The organism is Deinococcus sp. Arct2-2, from assembly GCF_004801315.1.
GTDB lineage: Bacteria > Deinococcota > Deinococci > Deinococcales > Deinococcaceae > Deinococcus.
In genome coordinates, this window is record NZ_SSNW01000014.1 from 51624 (window position 1) to 75725 (window position 24102).

Annotated in this window: 19 protein-coding genes; 11 read left to right on the forward strand and 8 right to left on the reverse strand. The window is 61.6% G+C overall.

The features are described from left to right. The first annotated feature begins 80 nt into the window (after nucleotides 1–80). Nucleotides 81–452 carry an ROK family protein gene (locus E7T06_RS08515; protein WP_136365411.1) on the forward strand — a complete coding sequence of 124 codons (372 nt, stop codon included), beginning with the start codon at nucleotides 81–83 and terminating at the stop codon, nucleotides 450–452. A 771-nt stretch (nucleotides 453–1223) separates the two neighbouring features. Here E7T06_RS08515 and E7T06_RS08525 read toward each other — a convergent pair. Continuing rightward, the gene (locus E7T06_RS08525) at nucleotides 1224–1730 is read right to left on the reverse strand and encodes a MarR family transcriptional regulator (RefSeq protein ID WP_205750862.1); all 507 of its coding nucleotides are present in this window, start codon (nucleotides 1728–1730) and stop codon (nucleotides 1224–1226) included. Between the two features lie 80 nt (nucleotides 1731–1810). Here E7T06_RS08525 and E7T06_RS08530 point away from each other — a divergent pair, with 80 nt between their 5' ends. Then, on the forward strand, nucleotides 1811–2503 hold the full coding sequence (locus E7T06_RS08530; RefSeq protein ID WP_136365413.1) for an SDR family oxidoreductase: 693 nt from the start codon (nucleotides 1811–1813) through the stop codon (nucleotides 2501–2503). A 159-nt stretch (nucleotides 2504–2662) separates the two neighbouring features. On the opposite strand, the gene E7T06_RS08535 is transcribed toward E7T06_RS08530, so the two are convergent. The 4 genes from E7T06_RS08535 to E7T06_RS08550 all read right to left on the reverse strand — a co-directional run bounded on the left by E7T06_RS08535 (nucleotide 2663) and on the right by E7T06_RS08550 (nucleotide 7627). Next, a complete protein-coding gene (locus E7T06_RS08535) occupies nucleotides 2663–2947 on the reverse strand; it encodes a hypothetical protein (RefSeq protein ID WP_136365414.1) in 285 nt (94 codons plus the stop codon). A gap of 225 nt (nucleotides 2948–3172) precedes the next feature. Next, complete coding sequence (locus tag E7T06_RS08540) at nucleotides 3173–4357, reverse strand: maltose ABC transporter substrate-binding protein (protein ID WP_136365415.1); 1185 nt, start codon at nucleotides 4355–4357, stop codon at nucleotides 3173–3175. A gap of 67 nt (nucleotides 4358–4424) precedes the next feature. Next, a complete protein-coding gene (locus E7T06_RS08545; protein ID WP_240740924.1) occupies nucleotides 4425–5561 on the reverse strand; it encodes a glycosyl hydrolase 53 family protein in 1137 nt (378 codons plus the stop codon). Further along, entirely contained in the window at nucleotides 5558–7627 is a 2070-nt protein-coding gene (locus E7T06_RS08550; RefSeq protein ID WP_136365416.1) for a beta-galactosidase, read from the reverse strand. The genes E7T06_RS08545 and E7T06_RS08550 overlap by 4 nt, the downstream gene beginning before the upstream one ends. Before the next feature lie 373 nt (nucleotides 7628–8000). Between E7T06_RS08550 and E7T06_RS08555 the strand changes: the two genes are divergently transcribed. From E7T06_RS08555 to E7T06_RS08570, 4 genes are all read left to right on the forward strand, one after another. Then, nucleotides 8001–9101 (forward strand): LacI family DNA-binding transcriptional regulator, encoded by a 1101-nt coding sequence (locus tag E7T06_RS08555; RefSeq protein ID WP_136365417.1) that lies wholly within the window; start codon nucleotides 8001–8003, stop codon nucleotides 9099–9101. Nucleotides 9102–9399: 298 nt separating this feature from the next. Beyond that, the gene (locus tag E7T06_RS08560; protein WP_136365418.1) at nucleotides 9400–9789 is read left to right on the forward strand and encodes a response regulator; all 390 of its coding nucleotides are present in this window, start codon (nucleotides 9400–9402) and stop codon (nucleotides 9787–9789) included. 485 nt (nucleotides 9790–10274) lie between these two features. After that, complete coding sequence (locus E7T06_RS08565) at nucleotides 10275–10922, forward strand: helix-turn-helix transcriptional regulator (protein WP_136365419.1); 648 nt, start codon at nucleotides 10275–10277, stop codon at nucleotides 10920–10922. Nucleotides 10923–10986: 64 nt separating this feature from the next. Next, on the forward strand, nucleotides 10987–11181 hold the full coding sequence (locus E7T06_RS08570) for a hypothetical protein (protein ID WP_136365420.1): 195 nt from the start codon (nucleotides 10987–10989) through the stop codon (nucleotides 11179–11181). 436 nt (nucleotides 11182–11617) lie between these two features. Here the strand turns inward: E7T06_RS08570 and E7T06_RS08575 are convergent, their stop codons facing one another. Then, the gene (locus E7T06_RS08575; RefSeq protein WP_136365421.1) at nucleotides 11618–13531 is read right to left on the reverse strand and encodes an adenylyl cyclase; all 1914 of its coding nucleotides are present in this window, start codon (nucleotides 13529–13531) and stop codon (nucleotides 11618–11620) included. A gap of 395 nt (nucleotides 13532–13926) precedes the next feature. On the opposite strand from E7T06_RS08575, the gene E7T06_RS08580 reads away from it, so the two are divergent. After that, complete coding sequence (locus E7T06_RS08580) at nucleotides 13927–14955, forward strand: LacI family DNA-binding transcriptional regulator (RefSeq protein WP_136365422.1); 1029 nt, start codon at nucleotides 13927–13929, stop codon at nucleotides 14953–14955. Nucleotides 14956–15054: 99 nt separating this feature from the next. Here the strand turns inward: E7T06_RS08580 and E7T06_RS08585 are convergent, their stop codons facing one another. Beyond that, entirely contained in the window at nucleotides 15055–15708 is a 654-nt protein-coding gene (locus E7T06_RS08585) for a hypothetical protein (protein ID WP_136365423.1), read from the reverse strand. Between the two features lie 177 nt (nucleotides 15709–15885). Between E7T06_RS08585 and E7T06_RS08590 the strand changes: the two genes are divergently transcribed. Further along, nucleotides 15886–17112: an alpha/beta hydrolase gene (locus tag E7T06_RS08590; protein WP_168733440.1), complete on the forward strand. Its 1227-nt coding sequence runs from the start codon at nucleotides 15886–15888 to the stop codon at nucleotides 17110–17112. 596 nt (nucleotides 17113–17708) lie between these two features. Here the strand turns inward: E7T06_RS08590 and E7T06_RS08595 are convergent. Next, a complete protein-coding gene (locus E7T06_RS08595) occupies nucleotides 17709–19397 on the reverse strand; it encodes a hypothetical protein (RefSeq protein WP_136365425.1) in 1689 nt (562 codons plus the stop codon). A gap of 656 nt (nucleotides 19398–20053) precedes the next feature. On the opposite strand from E7T06_RS08595, the gene E7T06_RS08600 reads away from it, so the two are divergent. The 3 genes from E7T06_RS08600 to E7T06_RS08610 all read left to right on the forward strand — a co-directional run bounded on the left by E7T06_RS08600 (nucleotide 20054) and on the right by E7T06_RS08610 (nucleotide 23877). Continuing rightward, a complete protein-coding gene (locus E7T06_RS08600; RefSeq protein WP_136365426.1) occupies nucleotides 20054–22915 on the forward strand; it encodes a hypothetical protein in 2862 nt (953 codons plus the stop codon). Between the two features lie 66 nt (nucleotides 22916–22981). Then, entirely contained in the window at nucleotides 22982–23524 is a 543-nt protein-coding gene (locus E7T06_RS08605) for a hypothetical protein (protein ID WP_136365427.1), read from the forward strand. Continuing rightward, nucleotides 23518–23877, forward strand: coding sequence for a hypothetical protein (locus E7T06_RS08610; RefSeq protein WP_136365428.1), 360 nt, complete (start codon nucleotides 23518–23520; stop codon nucleotides 23875–23877). The genes E7T06_RS08605 and E7T06_RS08610 overlap by 7 nt, the downstream gene beginning before the upstream one ends. The last annotated feature ends 225 nt before the right edge of the window (nucleotides 23878–24102 follow it).

Sequence of the window (24102 nt, forward strand, 5' to 3'; positions counted from 1 at the left end):
ACTGTGAGCATTGATCTGGGCGGGACAGGAACCCGTTTTGTGGCCCTTGATTCGCAGGGCGTGGTGCGGGGGGAGGGAGTGTGCCGACGCCTCGCCAGCGCGATCCCAGTGGACACACGGCATTTTTCAAAGAACACATTGCGGGCGTTGTGGGTCAGCACAGACTGGTGGCTATCGGCATTGGGGCCAGCGGGCCAGTGGATGTGGGCAGCAGCATCCGCAACCCCAAGACGTTGGGGGCGCTGAGCGACATCCATCTGCCGCACCTGCTGGGCCACCTCTTTGGCGTGCCTTGCCTGATCGACAATGACGCGGTGACGGCGGCGTTCGGAGAAGCCAAGTACGGCGCGGCACCATTCCACCGTCTTGATGGTCACACTCGGCACTGGAGTCGGCGTCTGCTTTCTGCGCGTCTTGCTGCCGCACCGGGGCGGAGACGGGCAGCATCCTGAAGCCGGTCATCTGAGTGTAGGAGGAGCGGCGGCCCCGTGCTACTGCGGACGCTCTAGCTGTTGGGAGCAGGTGGCCTCACGGGCCGCCCCCGAACGTGCGGCTGTAAAGCTCGCGCCTGATAAGCAGACACCTCGTCAGGCTCTCGAAGCCGTGGCAGACCGGGCAAGGCAGGGAGATGCCCAAGCTCAGGAGGTATTCGACACTTTTGGTGCCCGGCTCGGGGAGGGTTTGGCAGACCTGCTGACAGCTTTCCGGCCTGAATGCGTCGTACTGGGAGGAGGGGGGCCAGTTATCTGCCGCTGTATCAAGCGTCGCTGCTGGCTACATTGGCCGCCGTTAAGGACTGCTTTCCGGAGATCCAGTTGTCTGCCAGCACACTCAAAGATGAAGGGGGCGCAATCGGAGCGGCGGCGGGAGCGTGGAGCAACACAAGCTGAGGTGAGCTGACCAAACCTACTGTTGTACTGAAAACTGGGAGCACTCCAGGTGCAGTGGACGCCCTGAACCTGGACGGCGGCGGCTCAACAGCCACCTAGTGAACGGCATGTTGCCGGGCGCGACGTCTCCGGCGAGCGTCCTGACGGCGACGCCATTCTGATCTTTCCCCGCTGAGAGGGGTGAAGAACCACAGTTGCCCGAAAGTGTGTTTTAAGAGGAAAATATCGTGCTCGACGGAGGTTCTCAACTGACGGTGGAAGCCCCAACACCGCCGCCCAAGGTGTCTGCGCCGTCTAGGATGCCGCTTCGGTTGTACCCTTATTCTCCCGCTCCTATTCGTCACGTTCAGGGCCAACCGCTTGAGCTGTTTCCTTTTCGGTCGGACGCACCTGCACTCCAGTGACGCGGCGCAGAAAGTCGATGACCACGCGCAGGTCTGGTTCTGGATACACGGCGCACAGCTCACGCAGTTCCTGAGCGGCATGGGCGTAGTGCTCGGTGATACGCTGACTCTGAACCGGGTCGGCCCGCACCAGCACGCGGCGGCGGTCACTGAGGCTGCGTTCCCGCACGACCCACCCGCCCCGTTCTAGCCGGTCAAGGACACCGGTCATGGTCGCCAGATGCAGGCCCATGCGCTGCGCGAGTTGGCTTGGAGCATGGGGGCCGTGCCGGGACAGAATATCCAAGCAATCGAGGTCGACTTCATTGACCGAGAAGTGTTGTCCCACCGAGCGATTGAGCACGGAGAGAGTGAGGCGTAAGTCTTGCAACATCGTGAGCAGGGTGTCGGGCAAGGCTTCCGGCGCGGTCTCCGGGGCGACACGAGCTGCATTCATCACCACAGTATACCGGCCTTCATCTTTTACGCATTTCATATAATATGGATTCCGTAGTATTTTGATAGTATGGAACTCGTATGCGCTTGACCGTCTTCGGAGCAAATGGACCAAGTGGGCGCTTGGTGGTTCAGCAAGCCCTGGCCCTCGGTCATACCGTGCGGGCGGTGACCCGTCAGCCAGAGGCTTTTCCAGCCCTTGGGCCGGAACTGGAAGTCACGGGCGCAGACGTCTTCGACGCAGATGCCGTTGACCGAGCGGTGGCCGGTTCCGACGCAGTGATCTCGTCGCTCGGCGTTCCCTACAGCCGTCAGCCCATCGAGGTGTACTCCACAGGCACCGGCCATGTGGTTGCGGCCATGCAGCGCCGGGGGATTCGGCGGTTGCTGTGTGTCAGCTCTACCACTACCTTTCCGGCAAACGATCCGCAGGCGGGCTGGATCAACCGTGTCGGGGTGTCGCTGGTCTCTAAGACCATCGGCCGCACCACCTATCAGGACATGCGCCGCATGGAGACGCTGGTGCGGGGCAGCGGTCTGGACTGGACGATTGTCCGGCCCTCCGGTCTGTTTACGGGCAAGACGGTCACGGCTTACCAGACCGCCGAAAACGCGCTGAGTGGCCGCTTCACCGCCCGTGCCGATCTGGCCGCCTGTCTGCTGAGCGAGGTACAAGACTCCCGCTGGGTCGGCAAAGTCATGGTCGTCATCACCACCCAGAACACGCCGTCGTTTACCGAGTGGTTCCGGGGTGAAATTCTCAAGCAACCCTGAACGTCGGACGAAGCACCAGACACCCGCACGACAGCGAAAGAAACCTCTGTCAGAGAGGTGGGAGAAGTTCGCCTGCTGGGTGTTGTACGGATTCCGTCTGATTCCCGTACAGTCGGCCCTGCTCATCAGTATTGCCGCCGCCTGTCCGTCCACCTCCCTTCAGTCCGTACTGTTTCCTTTTCCCTTCAGTCGGATGAACAACCAAAATGCACGGCTTTTAATCGGAATCCGTACGACTTGAAGAAGTTCGGCCTCCTGTTGTGTACCGGTCTCAGGTCCAAGGGTGACCACTTGCACGGCCTTGCCGGAGATCAATTGACCGAGGAAGCTTTCCAACACATCGGTAAGGGGCGTGGGCACTTGTCCAGCTTGAGCCTCCAATTGATCCAGCTGAGTTTGGGCCGCCACCTGATCCGCAGGGCTAGGGGAAAACAGAGTTGTCATTGAAAACTGGACTGCACCCAAAATCCCAGCATCACTCTAGGGTGGGCTGCCCGCCTCTCCTAGCCTCTTGGAGTAACTTGATCATTTGCTCTTTCGTGAACTGCTGATGGTCGATGACGTTTCCTCGCGTTCCAGCCTGACCCTGCACGGCTGGAATGACGAGCCTTCGTCTCCACTTCACGTCGTCCAGTTTTGGGGGGGCACTCCATCCCCCCAAAACCCTTTCTACTTGATGCTGCTGTTAATTTCCTTCAAAGCTCCGTCCAAAATGGAGGCGTAGTTGGGATTGGGTTTCTGGACGCTCTGGCTGACGGCGCTCCCCCACGGCCCCCACACCGATCCCATTTGCGGCACGTTCGGCATGGGCGTGCCTGCCGAAATCGCCTTGCCGAACCCCGTCACCACCGGGTCTGCCTTCAGCTTGGTGCGGGCGGCCAGACTGACCGGAATGCGCCCACCGGCCTGATTGAACGACACCTGCGACGTGCTGGTGATCAGCAGTTTGGCAAACTGCGCCGAGGCATTCTTGTTCTTGCCGTACGCGTTGAGCACCACGCCCTGCACGCCTACAAACGGCGACCACTTGGCGGTGGCTCCGGGAGGGGTCGGCAAGGTGGTGATGCCGTACTGAATCCCCGCTTTTTTGATGTCGCCCATGTCCCAAGGCCCGGTGATGATCATGGCGGCGCGGCCATCCACAAACGCGCTTTTGACGACGTCGTTTGACACGCCTTCGGGCACGAGCTTGTACTTGTAGCGCAGATCGTTTAGGAGAGTCACGGCCTTCAGCGCCCCCGCATTGCCGACCCCCACGTCTTTCACGTTCAGGGTTCCGGCATTGTTTTTAAAGATGTAACTGCCGTAAGCGCTGAAGATGCCGTAGTTGGCGTACGCGTTGGTGAGATCTACCAAGAAGCCGAACTTGCCGTTCCCCGTATTCTTCTGGGCCACCGAGATAAATTCATTCCAAGTGGTGGGCGGCGTGGGCACCAGCGCTTTGTTGTAGATCAGCGCCATCGACTCAGCAAACATCGGAAAACCGAACACTTTGCCCCGGTAGGTCATGGCGCTCAGGGCGGTTCGGTCAGTGTCTGAGGTCGAGAGAATGTAGCGGTCAAGCGGCTCCACCACGCCCGACGCAGCCAGTTGCCCAAAACGGTCTTGCGGCAGGGTCACGATCAGATCTGGCCCCTGACCTTTGGGCGCACCCTGAATCAACTTGTCGGGAATTTGGTCGAGGGGCACGCTGACGATGGTGACCTTGTTGCCGCTGGCCTTGGTATACGCGGCGGCCTGCGTCTGCAACCAGGACACTTCGGCGGCGTCCGTAAAGTGGCTCCATACGGTGAGGGGCGCGGCACTGGCACTCGCGGCGAGGGTCAACGACAGCAGCAGCAAGACTTTGTTCATGGTGTTCTCCTTGAGTATGAAACCCGGAAAAGTTCCGGTGGTGGGGCGGGATTGGAGGGGGTTGGAGTCAGTTCAGGCCGTCGATGGCCAGAGTGGCGCGGCCTTGATCGTCGAACAGGGAGCGGCGGGAAGCGTCGTCATCTGTCCAGCCGGGAGCCTTGAGCCAGCGCGGACTCTGTGACCAGAACGCGCCCCAGTAGAAAATGCCGCTGCCGCCCGCGTTTCTGACGACTGGCGTCAGGGCTTTGAGGTAATCGGACTGCCCTTGTTGGGTCTGGGGATAGGGCAGGCCGCTGTAGCCAACCTGATTGGTCTCCCAATAAAAGGCGGTTTCGGCCAGATACACCTTGGCCCAAGAAAAGTTGGAACGCAGGGCCGACACCGTGCTGCTGAGGTTGGCAAAGTCGCCGTGCCACATGGGGTAATACGACAGGCCGATGGCGTCTACCCACCCGCCCGCCGCAATAAAGGCCCGGTACCACGCCACCGTCTGGGCCGCGCCCTCCGTTTTGGCAATGTGCACCATGATCGGGGGCATGCTGGCGTTGCCGCCGCTCGCGTCCCGTACCGCTGTCGCGCCCGCATTGCTGAGCTTCACGAAGTTCGCCATATTGGCGATTCGTCCAGCTTCCCAGAGCAGGCCGCCGTTAATCTCGTTGCCGATCTGCACCATGTCGGGCGCGGTGCCCTGAGCGCGGAGTTGGCTGATCACGTCTTTGGTGTAGGCGTACACGGAACTGGAGAGCGCATTGACGTCTTGCCCGGCCCACCGCGCTGGAGTCCACTGGTTGCCGGGATCAGCCCACCAGTGCGAATAGTGCAGGTCAAGCAGCACCTTCAGGCCGCGCCCCTTGGCGTCTTTCATGACCGCTTTGACATAGGGCAGGTCTTGTAGTAGGCCGTAGGTGCCGTCTGGGTCTACCATCAGCCGAATACGAATCCAGTTGTACTGGTGGTCTGTAACCAGTTGTAGGGCGGGCTTGACCGCGCCGTTGCGGTCTTTGAAGGTTACGCCCGCCGCCTCCGCCCCCCGCGCCTCCGACACGTCAACTCCCCTAATCCATTCGCTGGGCAAGGTGGCCTGCGGAGCGAGTGCGGCAGCGGGCGCAGTGCTGGACGGCTCAGAAGCGCAGGCGTTGAGCGTCAGCGTCAGCAGACCCGTGAGCGTAAGGCAGGCCGTGCGGGAAATAAGAGTGTTGATCACAGCACCTCCGAAGGTGTCAGAAAGCGGGTGCTGACCGGGGCCAACTCTTGCCCCTGCCAGTGGACAGGGTGTGTATTCCAGTTCTGAAGCAGGGTGATGCCCCCGCGCCGCGAGAGCCGCACACCCTCTGGAAGCGGTAGAGGACTCAGGCCCGCGCCGGTCAGCAGGTCTCTCAAGACCTCTGAAATCAGTGATTCGCTGTGCGCACCGATGACGGTCACGTTGCCGTACCGGATCACGGCGGCCTCCCCGTCCAGTGGGCCGCCCCGGTAGCGGTACAGGGCGTCTGCGCCCTCCAGCTCGTAGCTTTCGGCCCACAGGTCGGCGCGATGGTTTGGCCCCGTATGTGCCCGTCCTGCACCTGCCGTAATGTCTTGGCCCATGCCCGGATACAAGCTGTCGTAATGCAGCAGGGCTGCGCCCACCACACTTCCCAAGTCGCCAAACTGCCCCGTTTCTGGTGTGCGCCCCGACGCGGTGCGGAAGGCGGTGCGCGGCCCGAACACCAGCCGGCACTGCTGGGCGGCGGCTTCCAAGTGGCGGGCACGGTCGGGGGTCATCAGCGTGAGGGCCGGGGCCACCACAAGCGCGTACCCAGTCAGGTCGCTGTCCGGGTGAATGATGTCTACGTCTACGCCCAGGGCACGCAGGGCGCGGTAATACGCGAACGCCTGTGCCCAGTAATTCAGTCCTTCGGCGTGCGGCTGCAAGTTGTAGAGCCACAAGCTCTCGTAGTCGTGCAGCAGCGCCACTTTGTTCTGGACATTGCCCAAAGAAAACTCTTTCAGCTTCAGCGCCTCGACCTCGGCGTACCCCCGGTCTGGCCGCCCGCCATGCCGCAACAGGCCGGAGTGCATGACTTCTTGAGCCATCGTCGCGGCACGCCAGCGGAAATAGGACACCACATCGGCCCCGTGTGCCCACGCTTGGGCTGTCCAAAGCTGTACCGCGCCGCCCGCTGGCAACGGGTTGGAGGAAGCCCAATTGACCTGACCACACTGCTGTTCCATTACCCAAAAACCGCGTGAGGGGTGAGTGGAGAGTGGTGGGGCAGATTTATTGGCCTGTGCGGTGACAGCAGAGTTGGAAGGCACATCATTTTTTACTGGCCCACCCAGCATTCCCCGGTACAGATCATGGTTGAACCCCGTCAGATCTGGATGCCCTGTGCGGACGAACTCATGCGCCAGCTGCGGGTCGGTTAGTTTCCATTCATGCACGGCTTGCAGGGTGCCGGTGGGATAGCTGTCCCAACTGGCAAAATCGAGGCCCGCAGTCACGCGGTAATGATCGAAGCCGCTGAAAAAGCCCATGAAATTGTGCGTGATGAAGCGGCCTGGGGAGAGCTGGCGTAAAAGAGCGACCTGTTCAGCCTGAAACTGCACGATCTGGTCGCTGGAAAAGCGCAGGAAATCCAGCGCGTGTGCCGGATTGACCTCAGACACCGCCTGGTGCGGCAACGGAATCTGAGTCCAGTCAGCGTATTCCATACTCCAGAACACGTTGCCCCATGCCTCGTTCAGCGTGTCCAGCGTGCCGTAACGCTCTTCCAGCCACCCGTGAAACCCCTTTAATGCAGCGGGACTGTAGCTCTGGGCGGTATCCCCCCAGCCGAATTCATTGTCGGTTTGCCATCCCACGACGGCCGGATGCTGCCCATACCGCTCTGCCATGGCCTGCGTGATCTGGCGTGAACACTCGCGGTAGACCGGGCTGGACAAGTCGCAGTGTCGCCGCGACCCAAAGGTTTTGACCTGTCCGGTGCGGCCGTGTGGCAAGATTTCAGGATGCTGGGCCACCAACCAGGCGGGTGGCGCGGCGGTGGGCGTACACAGCAGCACCTCCAGGCCCGCTGCCGCGTAGATGTCGATGGCCCGGTCAAGCCACGCCCAGTCGTACTGTCCTGGCTGCGGTTCCATCCGGCTCCAGGCAAATTCCGCGATCCGTACATACCGCAGGCCCAGCGCTTTCTGCGTCGCCGCGTGGTCCGCCCAGCGGTTTTCCGGCACATGTTCCGGATAATCGCAAACGCCGAGTTCAAGGTGAGTGGTTTGAAATGGGAGCATACATACCTCTGAGAACAGGGTCTCAACCCAGGTTGAAGCCGCAGGACGGCGTGGAGGAACACACGGCACAGTTGCCGCGTTGGAAGTGACTGAACAGGTCAGTCTGGACAGAGATTGATAGCGCAAACAGTAAAAGATGTTAAGGCTAACACTTGCGTGCCAGATTACGTTTCGATGTCCGGTATCTTTGGGGCAGCCTATTGCATGCTTAGGGCTTTCTAAGGGAATGCTGCCTAGACGGCAAATCCTGATCCTCTAGAGAAGCTCGGCTGAGCTTCTCTAGAGGAAGACAACCACTCTTTCTCCGATTGAAACAGGCGTGCCTCGCCCATACACATTCCTATGTTAGCCTTAACAATATGGGGGATCTCCAATGAAGACAGGCGAGAAGACGGCGACCTTGGCTGACGTCGCGCACCTTGCAGGCGTGTCGCAGCAGACCGTCTCCCGCGTGGTCAATACGCAGGGGCAGGTGTCGGCCCGCACCCGCGCCCGCGTGATGGACGCTGTCGGACAGTTGAACTATGTGCCCAACCGTTTGGCGCAGGGCTTGGCCCGGCAGCGCAGTCAGTCCATCGGCTTTGCCACCAACGATATTTCTCTGCACGCGCCTTCCCAGCTCACGTCTGGCATAGAGCGGGCGGCCAGGGAATCCGGCTTCAGCTTGATCGTGTCTATTGTGCCGGGCTACGGCCTCGCCAGCGTGACTCAGGCCGTTCGCGCCCTCAAGGAGCGGCAGGTGGACGGCGTGCTGATCAACGCCTCTCTGAGCAGCAAGGACGCCGCCGAAGTCTCGCGCCGATTTGCCGATGTGCCGTCTGTCTTCTTGGATGTTCCGCCGGATTCGCCCGTGAATGCGGCGCTGCTCGATCAATATCACGGCGCAGCTTTGGCGGCCCGGCATCTGCTGGAGTTGGGCCACACCCGGATCGCTTGCGTCCATGGGCCACAAAACGCGGTGGCTGAACATTCACGCCTGCAGGGGTGGGGAGACGTGTTGAAAGATCGAAGCTTGGCGTTGGTGGCCCAGCAAGAAGGCGATTGGAGTCCGGCCAGCGGGTATGCCGCCGCAGTCGCGCTGTTGGCCTCTGGCATACCATTTACGGCGGTGTTGGTTGGGAACGATCAGATGGCGGTCGGTGTGCTGCGGGCCTTGTGGGAGCGCGGTCTCAACGTCCCCGGCGACGTGTCGGTCATCGGCTACGACGACACCGCCGAAAGTGCGCTGCTGATTCCGCCGCTGACCACCATCCGGCAGGACTTCCCCACCCTCGGACAGAAAGCGTTTCACCACCTCAAGGCCCTCTTGGACGGCCCAGAACCCACCCGCGTGACCCTGACTCGGCCTGGGTTGGTGGTGCGTGCCAGCACTGCAAGGCCGCGCCTCGGCCAACGCCTCCAGTGGCAGGAGGCCTTACAGGTCGTGCAGCAGCACCTCTGGAACCGAGGAACAGAAGAGCAGGGGGGCGAGTGAATGAGGTGAGCCATTGTCCCGGAGGTAATCCCAGAGGGCCAACACGGTGTACCGACGAAGTAAGCCTGCCTTGCCGGACAGCTCCTGCTGATCAAGACGACTGCCGCATCCTGACGATAGGCGTGTAGCAAACCTGGGGGGGGTTCAGACCACCGTGGGACAACTTGAGAAATTCATCGGGGTCTGGCTTCGGGCCCGCCTCACCACTTGGCCAGAGATGAGCTCTGTGTGAAGTGCTGCAATGGTCGCTTGCCGCTAAGCTAGACCGCATGTGGATGGCCGCCCAGAAGCAGGACTCATGACCGCAGCAGCGGTGGTGCGCCGGGTCTTGATCATTGAGGACTGCGTGGAAGATGCGCTGCTCTTGGGGCTGGCGTTTGAAGACCATGCGCCGGGCGTGGAGGTGCAAGCGGTGTCCGATGGGGCCAGTGGAGTGGCGTACTGTCAGTCCCCCGACCCCCCACAGGTTGTGGTCTTGGATTTGCATCTGCCGGGACAGACTGGGCTGGAAATCTTAATGCAGTTGCGCCTGCAGGCTTCGGTGCCCGTGCAGGTGGTGTGCTGGAGCAGTCATGCCCATCCCGCCGAGGTGCAGGCCATCTTGGATCACGGCGCGGTGGCCTATGTTGAGAAGCCCAAGGAAGTGACAGGCTTTGGACAGCTCGTTCAGTCCCTGCTGACACTCTGAATGGCCCAACGCGACCACCAGCGCCGAGTCTCAGATTATTCCCTACACCTCCAACCGGCTGCAGCCACCCGCTGGAGTGAATTCAATGCCCGCTGCCACAGCGATGACGTTCAGGTGCTGGAAAGTTGCGAGCGAGACCACTTCCAGTTCGGCGTGGTGGCACTCGCCTTCATCTGGCGCTGTGTCAGTGGGGATTTGGTAGCCAAGAAATCCCCACCGAAGTCCTTGAAGCACGGCTACAGCGCCAAAAACGTGTTCAGGCTGGGTCTGGATGACCTTGGCGTCCTTCTCTCAAGGCGGCCTCGACACAAATATTCGTCTAGGCCGGCATTCCTCCAGTTACTCGCAACTGTTGACCCCTAGAGAGCACTACCGCTCAAGTCATGTGCAGCAAGGTGGAGACGGATAAGCGCGGCAACCTCGGGTTGGTGGGTTTTTCAGAAGTTCGGGTTTCAATTGAAATTTGAGGGCCGCACAATACAGGTATGACCGTTCCTCAGCCCCCCGCCTTCCACGTGAGGACACCTGCACAGGCCCAAGCGCTGCTGGACTTCACTTACGGAGCACGGCTGTTGGAACAGTTCATGCACCCCAGCACGTCCAGCCAAGCTGCACACGCCCTCGCAGAACCCGCCAACCGCGTCGCCTACCACGTCCGTAAGCTCACCGATACGGGCCTGTTGCGCGTCTCTGGACATCAAGGCAAACGCGTTTTGTACCAAGTGGTCGCCCACACGTTCCATGTGCCGCGCGCACTCGTCCGGCTTAATGAGCCCCTTACGCTGATCGAGCCGGTCATGCGGGATATCACGAACGCCTACGCGCACGCCATCTTGGAATGGCAGGCCCGGCATAACCCGCACACCCCGGTGGGCGACGGTTCACAGTTCACCGTACACCTTGACGGTATCGGGCAGGAAGAGCCGAACAAGTCCCCTGTCGACGTTTCTGAAGGGCCGCACCCTCCCGCAATGCGGCTGCGCACCGTCCACCTCACCCCAGAGCAGTACCGGCAAGTTCAAGCGTCTCTCGACCAAATTCTGACGGAGCTTGCCCCAGAGGACGACGCCCCCAACGCAAAGAAAAGCACGTTCGTCATCATGGGCTTCTCAGGCGCACTGCACGGCGGCTGACGCTCACGTTCCCTCAAGTCTTCCCTGTTTTCGGCTGGTCACACGACCTGCCGCGGAGGTGCGTATGTTTTTAGAAGAACGCTATCAGGCCGCCCATGACCGTCACGCGAAGTTCCTTGAAGAGGCGGCCACTGCCCGCTTGGTTCGGGAGCGTCCCTCTGGCCTTCTCTGGTGGCGACGGGTAGTGGTGTGGCGACCCGTGCAGTTCACCCTGCATCTGCCTAGCTTCGGCACACCAAGGGGTCAGCGCGGCGCATAACGGTGGAGAGGCAATACAGAACGAGACACTGACGTTGTTCCGTAAGCCCGCTCCCCGGACTGCTCTATGGAGGAACGTTTCCCCAGTCAGTCAGTCCTTCAACTACCGCCCGCGCTTGGCACCGTAGTCCGCATCGTGCTGGATGCCTTTGCCTTCGCTCTGCCAGTGGTCTTGACTATGTTCTTTCACCCAGCACCTTGTTGCCGAACCATGGTGTGATCATTGGCCGCCCTTGATGGACGCGTTGAACGATTTTGAGAGATCGACCTTGCCAACAGACTTGTCAGCCTGAATGAGAGTGACGAAACCGGCTCCACATGGCTCGGCTCAACACACACACTGGCCACAACCCTACCGAACACCTCCCTATCAACATGGAGTTGACGAAACACCATGCTTTCGTCAGCTCCAGTTGTACACCGGTTTGCTCTCAGGGCTATGGGTACTGGGTGACGTACACGGGCACACCGACTTTGGTGGTGTCGGCGGCGGCACCCACACCGTTGACCACATGATCCACTGTTCCCGCGCTGAGGTTTACAGTCATGATGTGGCGCAGCTGGACGCCGGGAGTCTGCGGAACTTCAAAACCATTTTCGGTGTGAATAGACGGTTTGTTTTGGTTGAACACGTACACTCCGCCCCCGAACAACTGATGGGTCTTGACTCGGCTTCCGACCTTGTAACCTGCCCAGCCTTCGACGCTGCCGTTCATCCAACTGTCTTGGGTGGGCGGATCGTAGGGCAGCTCGTTCTGGTACAGCACTGTTGTGCCGTTTTCGCCGTTCCAGATGGTGTTGTACTCTTGAAAATGCTCGACGAACAGGCCGGTGGCCGTCACATGATCGCCGTTCACCACAACCCCGTTGCGGCCTGTGTTGGTCTTCCAGCGTTCCGTATCGCCAGAAAAGCCTTCGATGCCGTGATCGGCGCGCCAGACCCAAGTGTGATCAATCAGCACATGGTCACTGTTGACCTCTAGCGCAGTCTCCGCCTTGCCGATATGGGGGCCGCCAACTCGGAAATACACGTCGCTGAGCGTCACGGGGTCAGATGGATCAGCCTTGCGCCCCCCGGTGTTGCCACGCTTCTTGCCCACTTGCAGCAGCGCCGGAGAGGTGATGGTTCCTGCGTCCACCGTCACGCCAGCGATGATCACGCCCGGCACATCGGCCACAGTTAAGGGAACCGAGCCACCGACCGCCGTGAGGGTGGCGTGTCCGATGCCCAGCACCACTGTGTCAGCCCGTTTGACGGAGATGCTTTGGGCCACGTTGTACACGCCCGGCGTCAGCAGCAGGTGGCGGCCACGCGCCAACTGATTGTTGATGGCCTGCACCGAGTCTGCTGGGGTGGCAACGAAAAAATCACTGAGCGGCAGGCTGCGGCCCGGCGTCATTCCGGCGCTCCAAGAGGTGCCCCGGCTGTTGGTCTGTGCCGAAGGCACGCGCACGTGGTAACTGCCCCGCGCGTCCACATACAGGTAGGGCTTTTCGCGGCTGACTGGGGTGGTGGCCAGCGTGGTGTACGCCGGATCGGGAAACGAGGCGTCGTCCGGTGCGCCCTCTACCCCCGCAAACACCTGATTCCAAACAGCATTTGACCACCCGCCGATGCTGCTGTTGCGGGTGATCCACTGCTGCTGCGACCCGTTGATGATGAATCCAGTTTTGCTGTCGGCCAAAAAGCCGCCACTGGCAAATTGCGGGCCTGCCGTGCAGTAGTCCATCAGAGACAGGTTGCCGCCCTGAATGTTGACGCGGCGCAGAGACACCGCCTGCGAGACGGCCCAAAAATTGGCTGAAGCACGGCAGCCGTCTTGCCCTGCACCGTTGATCTGAACGGTGAGATTGGAGACCGTGCGCCAGAAATTGACCAGCGCGAGGCAATTGCTGGTGCCTTCATCGCCGAGACAACGGTTGTAGACCTCGACCTTGCCGTTGATGACCACATCCTGCGGCGAGGCACCCAAACCAGAGATGTCGGTGTAATAGCCCACCTTGATCTGAAGGGGCTGTTCGGCAGTGCCGTAAGTGCCGGGTTTAAACAAGTAGGCGTACCGTTCGCTGCCCATCTCGTTGTCCACCTGCTTGATGTAGGTTTGATCCAGTATCGCCTGAATCGTGGCAACGGGCATCGACGGATCAAACACGGTGACGCGGGTTCCGAGGTCTGCGCCGCCGTTCACGCTTTTCTGAGCGGCGGTGAGGCCGCTGAGCGCTACGGCTTGCTCGGGTGGCGTCGGAGAACCGCAGGCACTGAGCAGCAGCGTCACAGTGGTCAGCAGCAGCAGAGGCCTGTGGACAAAACGGGGCGAAAGGGGAGCGGCCAACGGGGCAGCTTGCTTCATGACTCTCCTGGGGTACTGAGCCGAAATAGAGCTGATAGGGCAGGCTGATTCGGCGCAAGGGGATGCAACTGTGCCGTCTTGTGCTGTGGGCTGAAGAGGGAGAAAAGGCACTCCAGCGCCCTCTAAACGCGGGGGGCGGTGAACACGTGCGAGACGGGTGTCGCCAGAGTTCAACAAAATATATAGCGCTATAATTTCTGCTGAGCAGAGCGCCTCTGGAACGTGTGAACTGCCGGATTCAGAGCAAATCGGGGGGAGAACCTCCTCCAGAGCCGCAGGACAGGAAGTCGGAGATCGAATTGTTTGTACACCCCAAATGTAGCGCTATAAACTATGAAAAAACAAGTGAATGCACCTTCATACTACACTCCGAGTTTAGAGGATCTCAAGTCGATATGCTGCCTAAGACTACCCCTGCCGCTCTCACCTTAGATGACGTCGCTCAGCGAGCGGGCGTCTCTCCGATGACCGTCTCCAACGTAATCAACGGCAAACAGGGCGTGCGTGACGCGACCCGCCAGCGAGTCCTCGATGCCATCGCCGAAACCGGCTACCGGGTTAACCCGATGGCCCGGACGTTGGCTGGAGGCCGAAACCGCATTATCGGCGTCTTGACCCCTCAGATGAACCAGCCTTACGCTTCGGAAGTGGTGCAGGGAGCAGTGGGCGCGGCGCAGCGCCTTGACTACGCCCTGATCGTGATGATGTCGGGCAGCGCGGATTTTTCCGTCATGACTCAGCTTTCTGCTGGGGTACTGCTGATTCAGCCACCTAGTGAGGGTCACCCGCTGAGAACACATCTGCCTCCCCATGTTGTCAGCGTGGATGGGCCATCTGAGTATCCCTGTATGGTCGACAATTACGGAGGTGCCTGCCTCGCCATCCAGCATCTTTTGGGCTTGGGTCACACCCGAATCGGCTTTATCAGCGGTTTGCAGGCCGAACCCAGCGTGATCGCGGAGGCGGGGGCGGCTCAAAGTGGACAGCGCAACGATGCCCACGAGCGGTTTCGAGGCTACCGCGAGAGCTTGGCTTCGGCTGGGCTTCAGCTTTTGCCCGAGTATGTGCAGCACGGTGATTTCACCAAAGAGAGTGGGGCAGCGACTGCTCAGAGGTTGTTGCAGTTGCCTCACCCACCCACAGCCCTGTTCGTATCTGGTGACGCGATGGCTCTGGGGGCGATTCATATGGCCCAAGACCTCGGCCTGCACGTGCCAAAAGACCTGTCAGTGGTGGGCTTTGATGATCTGCCTCTGGCGGCGGCAGCCCGGCCTGCCCTGACCACCGTGCGCCAGCCTCTGCAGCAGATGGGTGCAGTGGGCATTGAGCTTCTGGTGGCCTTGGCCGAACACCGGCCCGTAGCTTTGCCCGCGCCCTTTCCCACTACCTTGATCCACCGGGAATCTACAGCCTCACCCGTTTAGTGCTGCCCTAAGCGGGAGTGCAAGCGGCAAAGAGGCATCACCGCCGAGTGTCTTGTGGCTTGGTTGTCTGCACGTGCCAGAGCCGTGAAGTTGGTCAGATCAATCTGCGCTTGCTGGAGTCAGGGGGGCAAGGCCCAGCGCCAACAGATAACTGTGTGGCCCACGCTCAGCGGCGTACTTATGCAGCAGCGCCTGGAGTTCGGTCTTCAGGCGGCGGGCTTGTTCGGTGCTGAGGTGCAGCTCTTCCCATTCCAGCAGGGTGGCTGGCGTATAAGGTGTCGGTGCAGCCCTCAAAGGCTGTTCTGGCCCCAGATTCAAATCCAGATTGCCCGCTTGGTCTAGGCGGACATGCACGCCCCAGACCTCTGGATCATGGCCCTGAGTGCGGGCGGTGTTGGCCAAGGTGCGGACCAACTGCTCGTACAGGGGCAGTGTCAAGGACAACCAAAGCGCCTCGACGTCCTCACGTCCGGTGGCTGAGAAAGGAACAAAAAAGGCGTCGGCTACAGCTTGATACACTTTGATGGAACGTCCGGCGCGTCTTTCTTCGTGAACCACCTGCACGAGGCCGCAGGCCAAGAGGATTTGCAGGCGGTAATGCACGGCCCGCACGCCCGCACCAACCTGCCGCGCCACTTCACTGACCGAGAGAGCTTGCCCCAACAGCGGTTCCAAACAGGTGAGGGTAGGGGGATCAAGCAACTGCCGGACGACTTGCGGGTCGTCAATACGCTGGGGAGCGGTGAGGGGCACACAGTACTGTAGCGGGCCAGGGTCAGCAGGCTACTTCGCAGCGTGGGGTGCGGCTGAAGTAGCCTGTGCAGCACACTGCCGCCTATGCCACCTGCGCCCCTCTCCTATCCATCTGACTACCCGAGCAGCCCTCAAATCCCTGCCGCACAAACCAAGCAGGCACGCCAGCGATGGAGCATGGTTTGGCTGGCCTTGGCCCCTGTATGTGGCCTCATCTTCGGTCTGCTCAGCTTCTTTGCTGGAGCGGCGCTGATCTCAGCTCCTCCGGGTCTGATCTGCTTGGGCGCAGCCGGGGTCTGGACAGGAACGGCAGCCTTGACTTGGTGCGGGCTGAAGCGGCGTCATGACCTGTCCCGTCCTCTCTTTTGGAGCCTGCTGTATGCCACAACCGTTTTGCTCTTGGCTGGTGTAGCTGCGGGACTTCAGGTCTTTCGCCCGCTCCTCTCGTTGTCACCTCAACCTGCGCCTGCTCAGGTGCGGTACTGGCTGCTGCCTGACGGCTCACAGTTGGCCTACTTCGTTTCTGCGGCTGTACCGTCGGCAGCGCGGCGATCTGCCAGTCCAGTGATTTTTTTGCATGGTGGGCCGGGAACGCCCGGCGAAGGCACCCCAAAAGGCACCTCAGCACTGAATGCCAGCGGATTCGACGTCTACGCCTACGACCAGATCGGGGCAGGCCGTTCAAGCCGCCTGACAGACATCACGCAGTACACCGTCGCGCGGCAGGTCAGCGACTTGGAAGCAGTGCGCCGCAAGTTGGGCGCTCCACAGCTGATTTTGGTGGGACGTTCATGGGGAGCAACGCTGGCCGCCGCTTATCTGGCCGCCTATCCTCACCGGGTGGCGCGAGTCATCTTTGTTTCACCGGCCCCCCTCTGGCAAGGGGCTTATCCAAACGGTTCAGAGGGCACGTTGGCCGACCGCCTTACTCCGTCACAGCGGCAGCGTCTTCGGGGCCTTCTGTTTACGCCCAGAATGCTGGTTCAGAGCGTGCTGATGCAGATCAATCCAGCGGCGGCGCACGCTTTGGTGGGAGACGCGGAAGCAGATACCTATTTCCGTCAGGCAGCAGTGGCCGCCCTCCCTGCCGCACGTTGCTCGGGCAGTCCCTTGGGGCAGGCCCATGCGAATCTGCCGGGCTACTACACCAACCAGCGCACCTCTAGCGATGCCGAACGGATTCCAGATCCACGTCCAGTCCTGCGGCACATTCCAGTGCCCGCCCTGATCTTGCGTGGAGAGTGTGACTTTATTCGGGCGGTGGTGGCTCGGGAGTACAGCTTGGTGCTTCCCGCTGCACACTTGGTCGCGGTCTCGGGGGCGGGGCATGACGTCGCGGGCGAACAACCAGATCTCTACACGCAGTTGCTCCTCCAGTTTTTAGAGGCCGGATCAGCGGACTGAATCCCTCGCCCTCCGTCATTTTTGGTGAATCGCGGGAGGGGCCACCTGCCAATGCCATGTTCATCCGGGGCCACAACACCGTCAACCCGCACGGACGTCGTCAGCAGAGAGGACAGGGGTCTAGGGTGTGGTCGGCGGCTACGATGCAGAACTGGGACGAACTCTGCTCGTGGGCAAAGCTCCCTCCGAGCAGATCAGGTATTTTTAGGCAGCTGCGGGCTTCACGGCGCTGACTGAAACCCGGTCGCCACTGCTCAGAGGCCGAGCAGCAGGGAGGCGACCTGCTCAAGGAGCGCGGCGTTTTGGCCCTCGCCCGCCACCACACGGGCAGGCCTTCAGCATAGACATGATTGCCCGTTCCCTTTTGGTCAGAAGTGCCCCCACCCTCGGATTGACCGCTTGTGGTCAGATGGATTGTGTTGCCTTAATTGGCATGAGGGCAGGAGTGGGCGGAAGGACTTAGGGTCGGTCACGGCGGATCAGCCTCTCCTGACCCAGTTAAGGCAACATCACCGTAAAGCATTCATACCCTGAGCGGCCCAGCCTCCAGAGCAACTGAGGCTGGGCCGCTCAGGGCCGACTTGATTGGAGAGGATCTACCAGGGCTTGAAGGTGGCCAGGCTCTTGTTCACGGTGAAGTTGTAGACCGTCCCGGAGTGGCAGGATGAGCAGCTCTGCCGGGGGCCGTCCCAGATCAGCACATTGTTGCCCAGAACGTTCATATCGATGGAGCGTTGGTAACTCGAAAAGGTTCCGGGTTTCTTGGACACACTGCCGATTCTGAAGTCGGTGTCATCCGACGCGTCGATGTAAGGCGTGATGTCATAGGTGTTGTTGCCAGCCAATCTCACCACGAGGCTCTCCACGCCGGTTCTAGGGTCGGTTTTGTAAATCTCGATGTCACCGTAGACGTCTGTAAAATTCAGCACGACACTATTCCAGGTGGAAAATGGACTGGGCGTTTGCGTGCCGTTACCAGTACCAGAGTTCCACTCGAATGAGCGGAGTTCGTTTCCGCACTGGTTTCCAGACCAGCTGTTGCTGATAATCCCGAACAAGACGTCGAGCTTGGCCTTGTACCCGATGCAGAACTGCGGCCCGGCGGTGATCTGCCAGACGGGACTGCGCGCCGTATTGACATCCGCCTTGACGTAGCCACGAACCGTCCCTGTGACGTCGCCGTCCGCCGTCGCCAAGATGACGGTGCTCCAGAAATTCAGTCCGGGTTTGACATCGAGGTACGCCTTGGCTGTTCCGGTCACGGGATTGCTCATGGTGGGCACTGGACCAGTGAAGTTCGTGGTTTTCTGATTGATTCGGCTGAGTGACCCGTTGACGTACTGAACACCTGCTTTGTAACTGACATCTTGGGTGATCTTGTAACTGAGGTTGGCCGATACGGTGCCGTTGATGCCGACCGCGAAAGCGATGTACGGCGTCAGGACAATGGGTACTGGTCCCAGCCACGCTGTGATGGGATTGAAGCGGATGCGGCCGAGTTCCCATTCTTTGTTGTCGGAGTAAGAGGCAAGTTCCAACTCAAGTTGGGCCTCCTCGGACAGTTTCACCGACGCTTCAAAGGACTGCAGCGTGAACCGGCTGATGTTCAGGTTGAGGGTTGTGTCTAGGCCGACTCGGGCGCACCCATTGAGGCGGCTGACGCTTCCCAGATCTTTGGTGAAGTCTTTGGAATAGATGTTGCCGTTGACCTTGGTGCAGCTTACGGCCAGCGCACTAAGCATGCTTTTGCCCTGTAGCGCGTAAGCAACCACGTCGGTTGTGGTTTCTTCGGCAATGTCACTGACGGTCAGGGCCTGCGTGAACGTGAGCTGGCCTTCCTGAACGGCGTCCGTCAGGCTCGCCGCCTGAGTCGAGAGGATCAGGTCGCTGCCAGAGGAAGAAATGCCCGTCACGCGCCGGGGGGGCACGCCGACTGGGGTGCCCGGCGTCACGCCGCCAATCACGATATTTCCCACTGCGTAGGCGCTCGTAACGAATGTGTCGGCCACCACCAAGATACCGCTGGCGTCATCGTAGGACTGCACGGCCCCGTCGAGAATTCTGGTGTCAGGGGAAAGGACGACGCCCGGATCGGTGGGGTCGGGATCAGGGCAGGAGGGGTCGGAGGGCAGCCGCTGCTGAGCAACTCGGTAAGGTTCAGGACACTGAAAATTCTGTGGGCTGACGTCGCCTTTCTCAGCGGGCGCGCTGCCCAGCGGTGTGGTGCCGCAAGAAGCGAGGGCGAGGGACAACGCGAGGGCGACTCCGATCTTAAAGTGCTTCATAATGACTCCTTGGACAAGAAGCGAGAAGGCGGTTCAGGATCAAACACCGCGCAAGCCTCAGACATCCGGTGCTTCCATCTGTGAACTTGGATTGGGTTTGAACAGCGGCTCAATGTCATGGGTGAAGCCCGGTGCAAGACATATCTCAATTCATCCGCCCACCCCTGACGAACGTCACTTCCACCCGCGGCAAGGTGGGAAGGGCGCGGGCTGCGGTGGCTGTCGAGGGCTGGAGGGGGGCCAGCCGATGCCCATCGGGAGTCGAGGTTGTGTCGACTGGAGGAGAGCGGATGGCTTCCTGCACCCTGTGGGCGCTCAGGCGGTGCCCAGTCACAGCGCATCCCGCAGCAGGAGCGGGCGCGGCTGTGGGCTGCAAGCGCCCAATGTGGGGGCAACAGTAGACAGCGGCATTCAGCGGGTGGCGAAGATCGGCAGAGGAGACTCCTTGTGTGTAGGCAGAGGGAAGGGGGCCGGACGCCCAGCGTGTTCTCCTCAGGGGGAGTGCTGTTTGGCGTGTTCCGAGTGTGCAGCCCGGCCCTAGAACAGCTAGGGAACCAGAGGAGCTTCCCTTGGCGTTCCCTGACAGAACGGGTACCTCAAGACGTGCGATTTTGGTCGGTGCGCCGGGCAGCGCTGCTCTAGACTGGGCGGCATCCATGCAGCCTCCTGTAATTCCCCGTGCAGCGCGGTTCGAGGTGACGCGCTCGGCCCTGCTGACGCAACTCGCCGAAACCTTGGACGTGCCGATCATCGTGCTGGCTGCGCCGTCTGGGTACGGCAAAACCACCCTGCTGGCCCAGTACGCCCGCAGTACGCCGCGCCGCGTGGTGTGGTGCAGGCTCGGGGAAGCGCAGGTCAGCCCCTATGAGGTGGCGCGGCTGATCGCGCAGGCCGCCTTGCCCCTGATTGGAGACCGCCCCGAACTGCATCATCCTGATCCCCGCACCCCCAACGACGTGCTGGCGCAGCAGTTGGGCGCGGCATTCTCGCAGACCAACGAGAACCTCGACCTGATCGTCGACCACGTCGATGACGTGACAGTGGCCCGCTGGCTGATCAGTTTGGCGGGACAGCTAGACGAAGGCCACCGCCTACTGCTGAGCTGTTACAGCACGGACGGCTTGCGGCTGGCCCGGCGTGTGGCCGACGGCACGGGCCTGATCCTAGACGCCGCAGATCTGAAGTTTGCCACTGAAGAGGTGGGTGGTCTGCTCGAAGCCCGCAATGTGTCTCTCACCGCCGCTGCAGTGGCGCAGCTGGAAGGCTGGCCGGCGGGCGTGGCTCTGGCCGCCGCCGGCACCCACCGACAAGTGGGCACACGGGACTTGATTCAAGACACACTAGAGCTGTTGCCCGGCGGGATACGGACGCATTTGGCGGATCTAGCAGTACTTAGCCTCTGGAGTGAAGCGGAGGCAGGGCGTCTGGGCAGCGCTTTGCCTCCGGGGTGGTTGACGCAGGTGCAGCGGGCTGGACTGCCGATGGTGCCGCTCGGACAGCACACCTACCAGCCCCACCGCTTGCTGCTCGAACTGCTGGAGCGGGAACTCACCGCTGATCCCCGACGGGCCCGCCGCTTTGGACTGGTGGCGGCCCAGTGGGCCGAAGCCGCCGGAGAGACCCGCCGGGCTGTGAGACTCTACGCTCAGGCACACGAATTTGCTGACGCGGTGCGCTTGGCGGGCGACCTCGTCCAGGGGCACCGCAACCGCAGTGAGCACCGCCTCACCCGTCAACTGCTTGAGCAGCTCCCTGTAGACCAATTGGGTGCGGGCCTCCAGGCCCGGCTGGCGTGGGCCTGCATCGAAACGGGTGATACAGACCGGGGCGAGGAATTGCTGCTCACGCTGCACCGGGGCGGGCAGTTGGAACCCACGGGGTATGCGTCGCTGGCTATGGTCTATGGACGCCGGGGGGACGCGGCCCTGCAGCACCACTACGCTGAGGCCGGGCTGGCGGGGTTAAGGCCGGATGAGGTCGTGCCCGCCTTGTTCTGGCCTTTCGCCCAAGCCGCGCTGCGTCAGGGTCAGTCAGAAGTCGCCAAAGACGCTGCCGCTCGTTTTTTGGCCTGGGCACGGAGTCAAGGGGATCAGATCCGGGTGGCCGAAGCCCTGCAACTTCAGGCGGCAGTGTTGCGCCACACCCAGCAGCTGGAAGACGCTCAATCGGCCTTGCGGCAGGCCCGCACGGTTTACGACACGCTGGGGTGGACTGTGCGGGCCGCCGCCATTCGGCTGGATGAGGCGGAGCTGGCTGTCCGGCGCGGCGCGCCGCACGAGGCTCAGAGCGCTCTGGACGAAACCGAACGCTGCTTTGACGACGAACATCACGTCTATCAGGTCAAACGGTTGCTGCTCAAGGCCACTCTGGCCCGCTGGGCGGGCGACTTGGCTGCGGCAGATCACGCCCTGGGCCTCGCAGAAGACCATGCCCGTGCGGGCCAGTTGCATCCAGGCAATGCTGGCCTTCCCCTGGCCCGGATTGATCTGCTCCTGGCCGGAGGAAACTTGGAGCACGCGAGGTTGCAGTTCGGACGCCTAGGAACAGGAAAAAGCCCGCAGGAGGTGGCCCACCAGCAGGTGTTGCAAAGCGCCCTGTTCGGTGAGCCGTTGGCTGCGGGGGTAGACGAGGTGCGGGCCTGGCCGGATGCTGAACTGAGGCTGCGCGGCTGGTGGGCGCTGCTCGGCAGCCAGCCACATCAGTGCACCGCTCCAGCCGATCCGCTGCGTCAAGAAGCTGAGGTCAGCCCCTTGGCCCGCCTCCTGCGGCCTCTGCCCATCGGGACACCGCCTCCCCCCACTTCACCTCCAGCGCCTCCCCTGCCCGCCCTGCAGATCACGGCGCTGGGAGACTGTGCCGCGCGGCTTCTGGGTCAACCCGTTGCGATTCCTCTGGCCAAATCCCGCGAACTGCTGGTGTGGCTGGCGCTGCACGGCTCGGGGTCACGCGATGAGCTGGTCACGGCTCTCTGGGACGGCTCCGCCGAAGAGCGGCACATTGAGTATCTGCGCGTCGCGATTCGGCGGCTGCGGAGCGCGCTGCGTACCGGCTTGCCGCCAGCCCTTGATCCCTTGCCGTATGCTCAGGGCCGCTACCGTCTGTCGGCAGACTTGGAAGTGAGGCTCGACGCGCAGCCAGACGGTCTGATGCCTGATCCTGCGGTACTGGGAGAGGTTTTTGCTGCCCACCACCGCACCTTCTTGCCCGGTACCGAAACTGAATGGGCGCAGGAGGTGCGGCACCGCTGCCTGCGCCGCGCCGTAGAGCTGGGCCTGACTTGGGGAGCGCAGTTGCTGGGTACGGCTCCTGTTCAAGCGGCCGGGGTGTACCGCCAAGTGTTGCAGCTGGAAACTTGGTCAGACCGTGCCCACCAAGGCCTGATCCGCAGCCTGCTGAGTCTCAACTTGCGGGGCGAGGCGGATCAGGCCCTGCGCGACTACCGCGCCCTGCTGCGCCGGGAATTCGGCCTGCCCCTTGACCCCGCCTTTGAGCAGGCCTTGGCAGCTCAGGGGCTCTGACCAAGCGCAGAAACGCCACCCACGCCGTTCCCTGCTGATTCCCTGACCCTACGGCAGACTGGTCTTATGAAACTTCTCATGACACCGTGGTTGCTCGCTTTGCCCCTCTGGCTGGCCTCCTGCGGCACCAGCGCCCTACCGGAAGCGTTGTCCGTAGAGCGGGCCACTCCCGTCCTGCAGGCCCTTGACGACTGTCCCTCATGCGGTATCGTGGCTCCCACGCCCACCTTGACCTACCAGTTCTGGATGTGGCCTGCTGCTGATCTGGAGGGAGGCCTGGGGGAGCTGCAGCAGTGGACGTACAGTGGAGGCCGCCAAGGCCTGTGGGGGACAGAAGTCTTCTTGGTTCCAGCCCAGACGCAGGGAGCGGCTCAACTGTTGTCGGTGGGGTGCCTCAACGGCAGTCCGCAGCGCTGGTTTTCTTGGACACCCCGCCGCGCCTTTCAGTCCACGGCTGCTGTAGACGTGGGTGCCGTAGCCACCTTGACTGACGCAGACGCCCTGTGCAGCGCCACATTTGGCCCAGGCTGGCAGATCGCCCGCCCCCACACTTCAACAGGATTCTGGGCCTTGGGACAGCCGCCAGTGGAGTTGCCTCCCCTATGGTGATCCACCTCAAGGAGGAGCGGCCTCCCTTACAACCGCTGGTGCAGCGCCTGCTCGGTGACATCCGGCAGGCGTTGGCGGCCCAGCCTGCCACCAGCACATGGGGGGCCGCAGAACACGGCTGGGCGCTGTCGCTGCTCGCAGAACTGGGCCAAGACTGGGAAACCCAGGGCGTCCGGGTGGGGGCCCTGCAGGACTTGGGGCAGCTCAGCCACCGGCTCGATATGGTGGCGGCCACCGTAACGCGGGCCAACCTCGAAGCCCTGAGCTGCCATCTGCGGTGGGTCTTGGACGCCGCCGCACTGGATTTGGAACCTCTTGACCCCGACTCGAGAAGTCGGCCCGCACCGGACTGAGAAGCAGCGGCGGCCTTCCCGTGCCCGGCGCTGGCCCCTACGGCCAGTTTGCCGTTCAACGGGGCCACGCTCTCTTCCCCTCAGTTGTTGTCGTCCTTGTTACCGTTTGGGCCTCACCCGATTTCACGTAGGTCTGGTTAAGCCACTCAAGTGGACGGCCCCCCTCGGACCAAGAGTTTCCACGCAGGGATTTATGGCGACAGCAACGAAGGCCCTTGAGGTGGG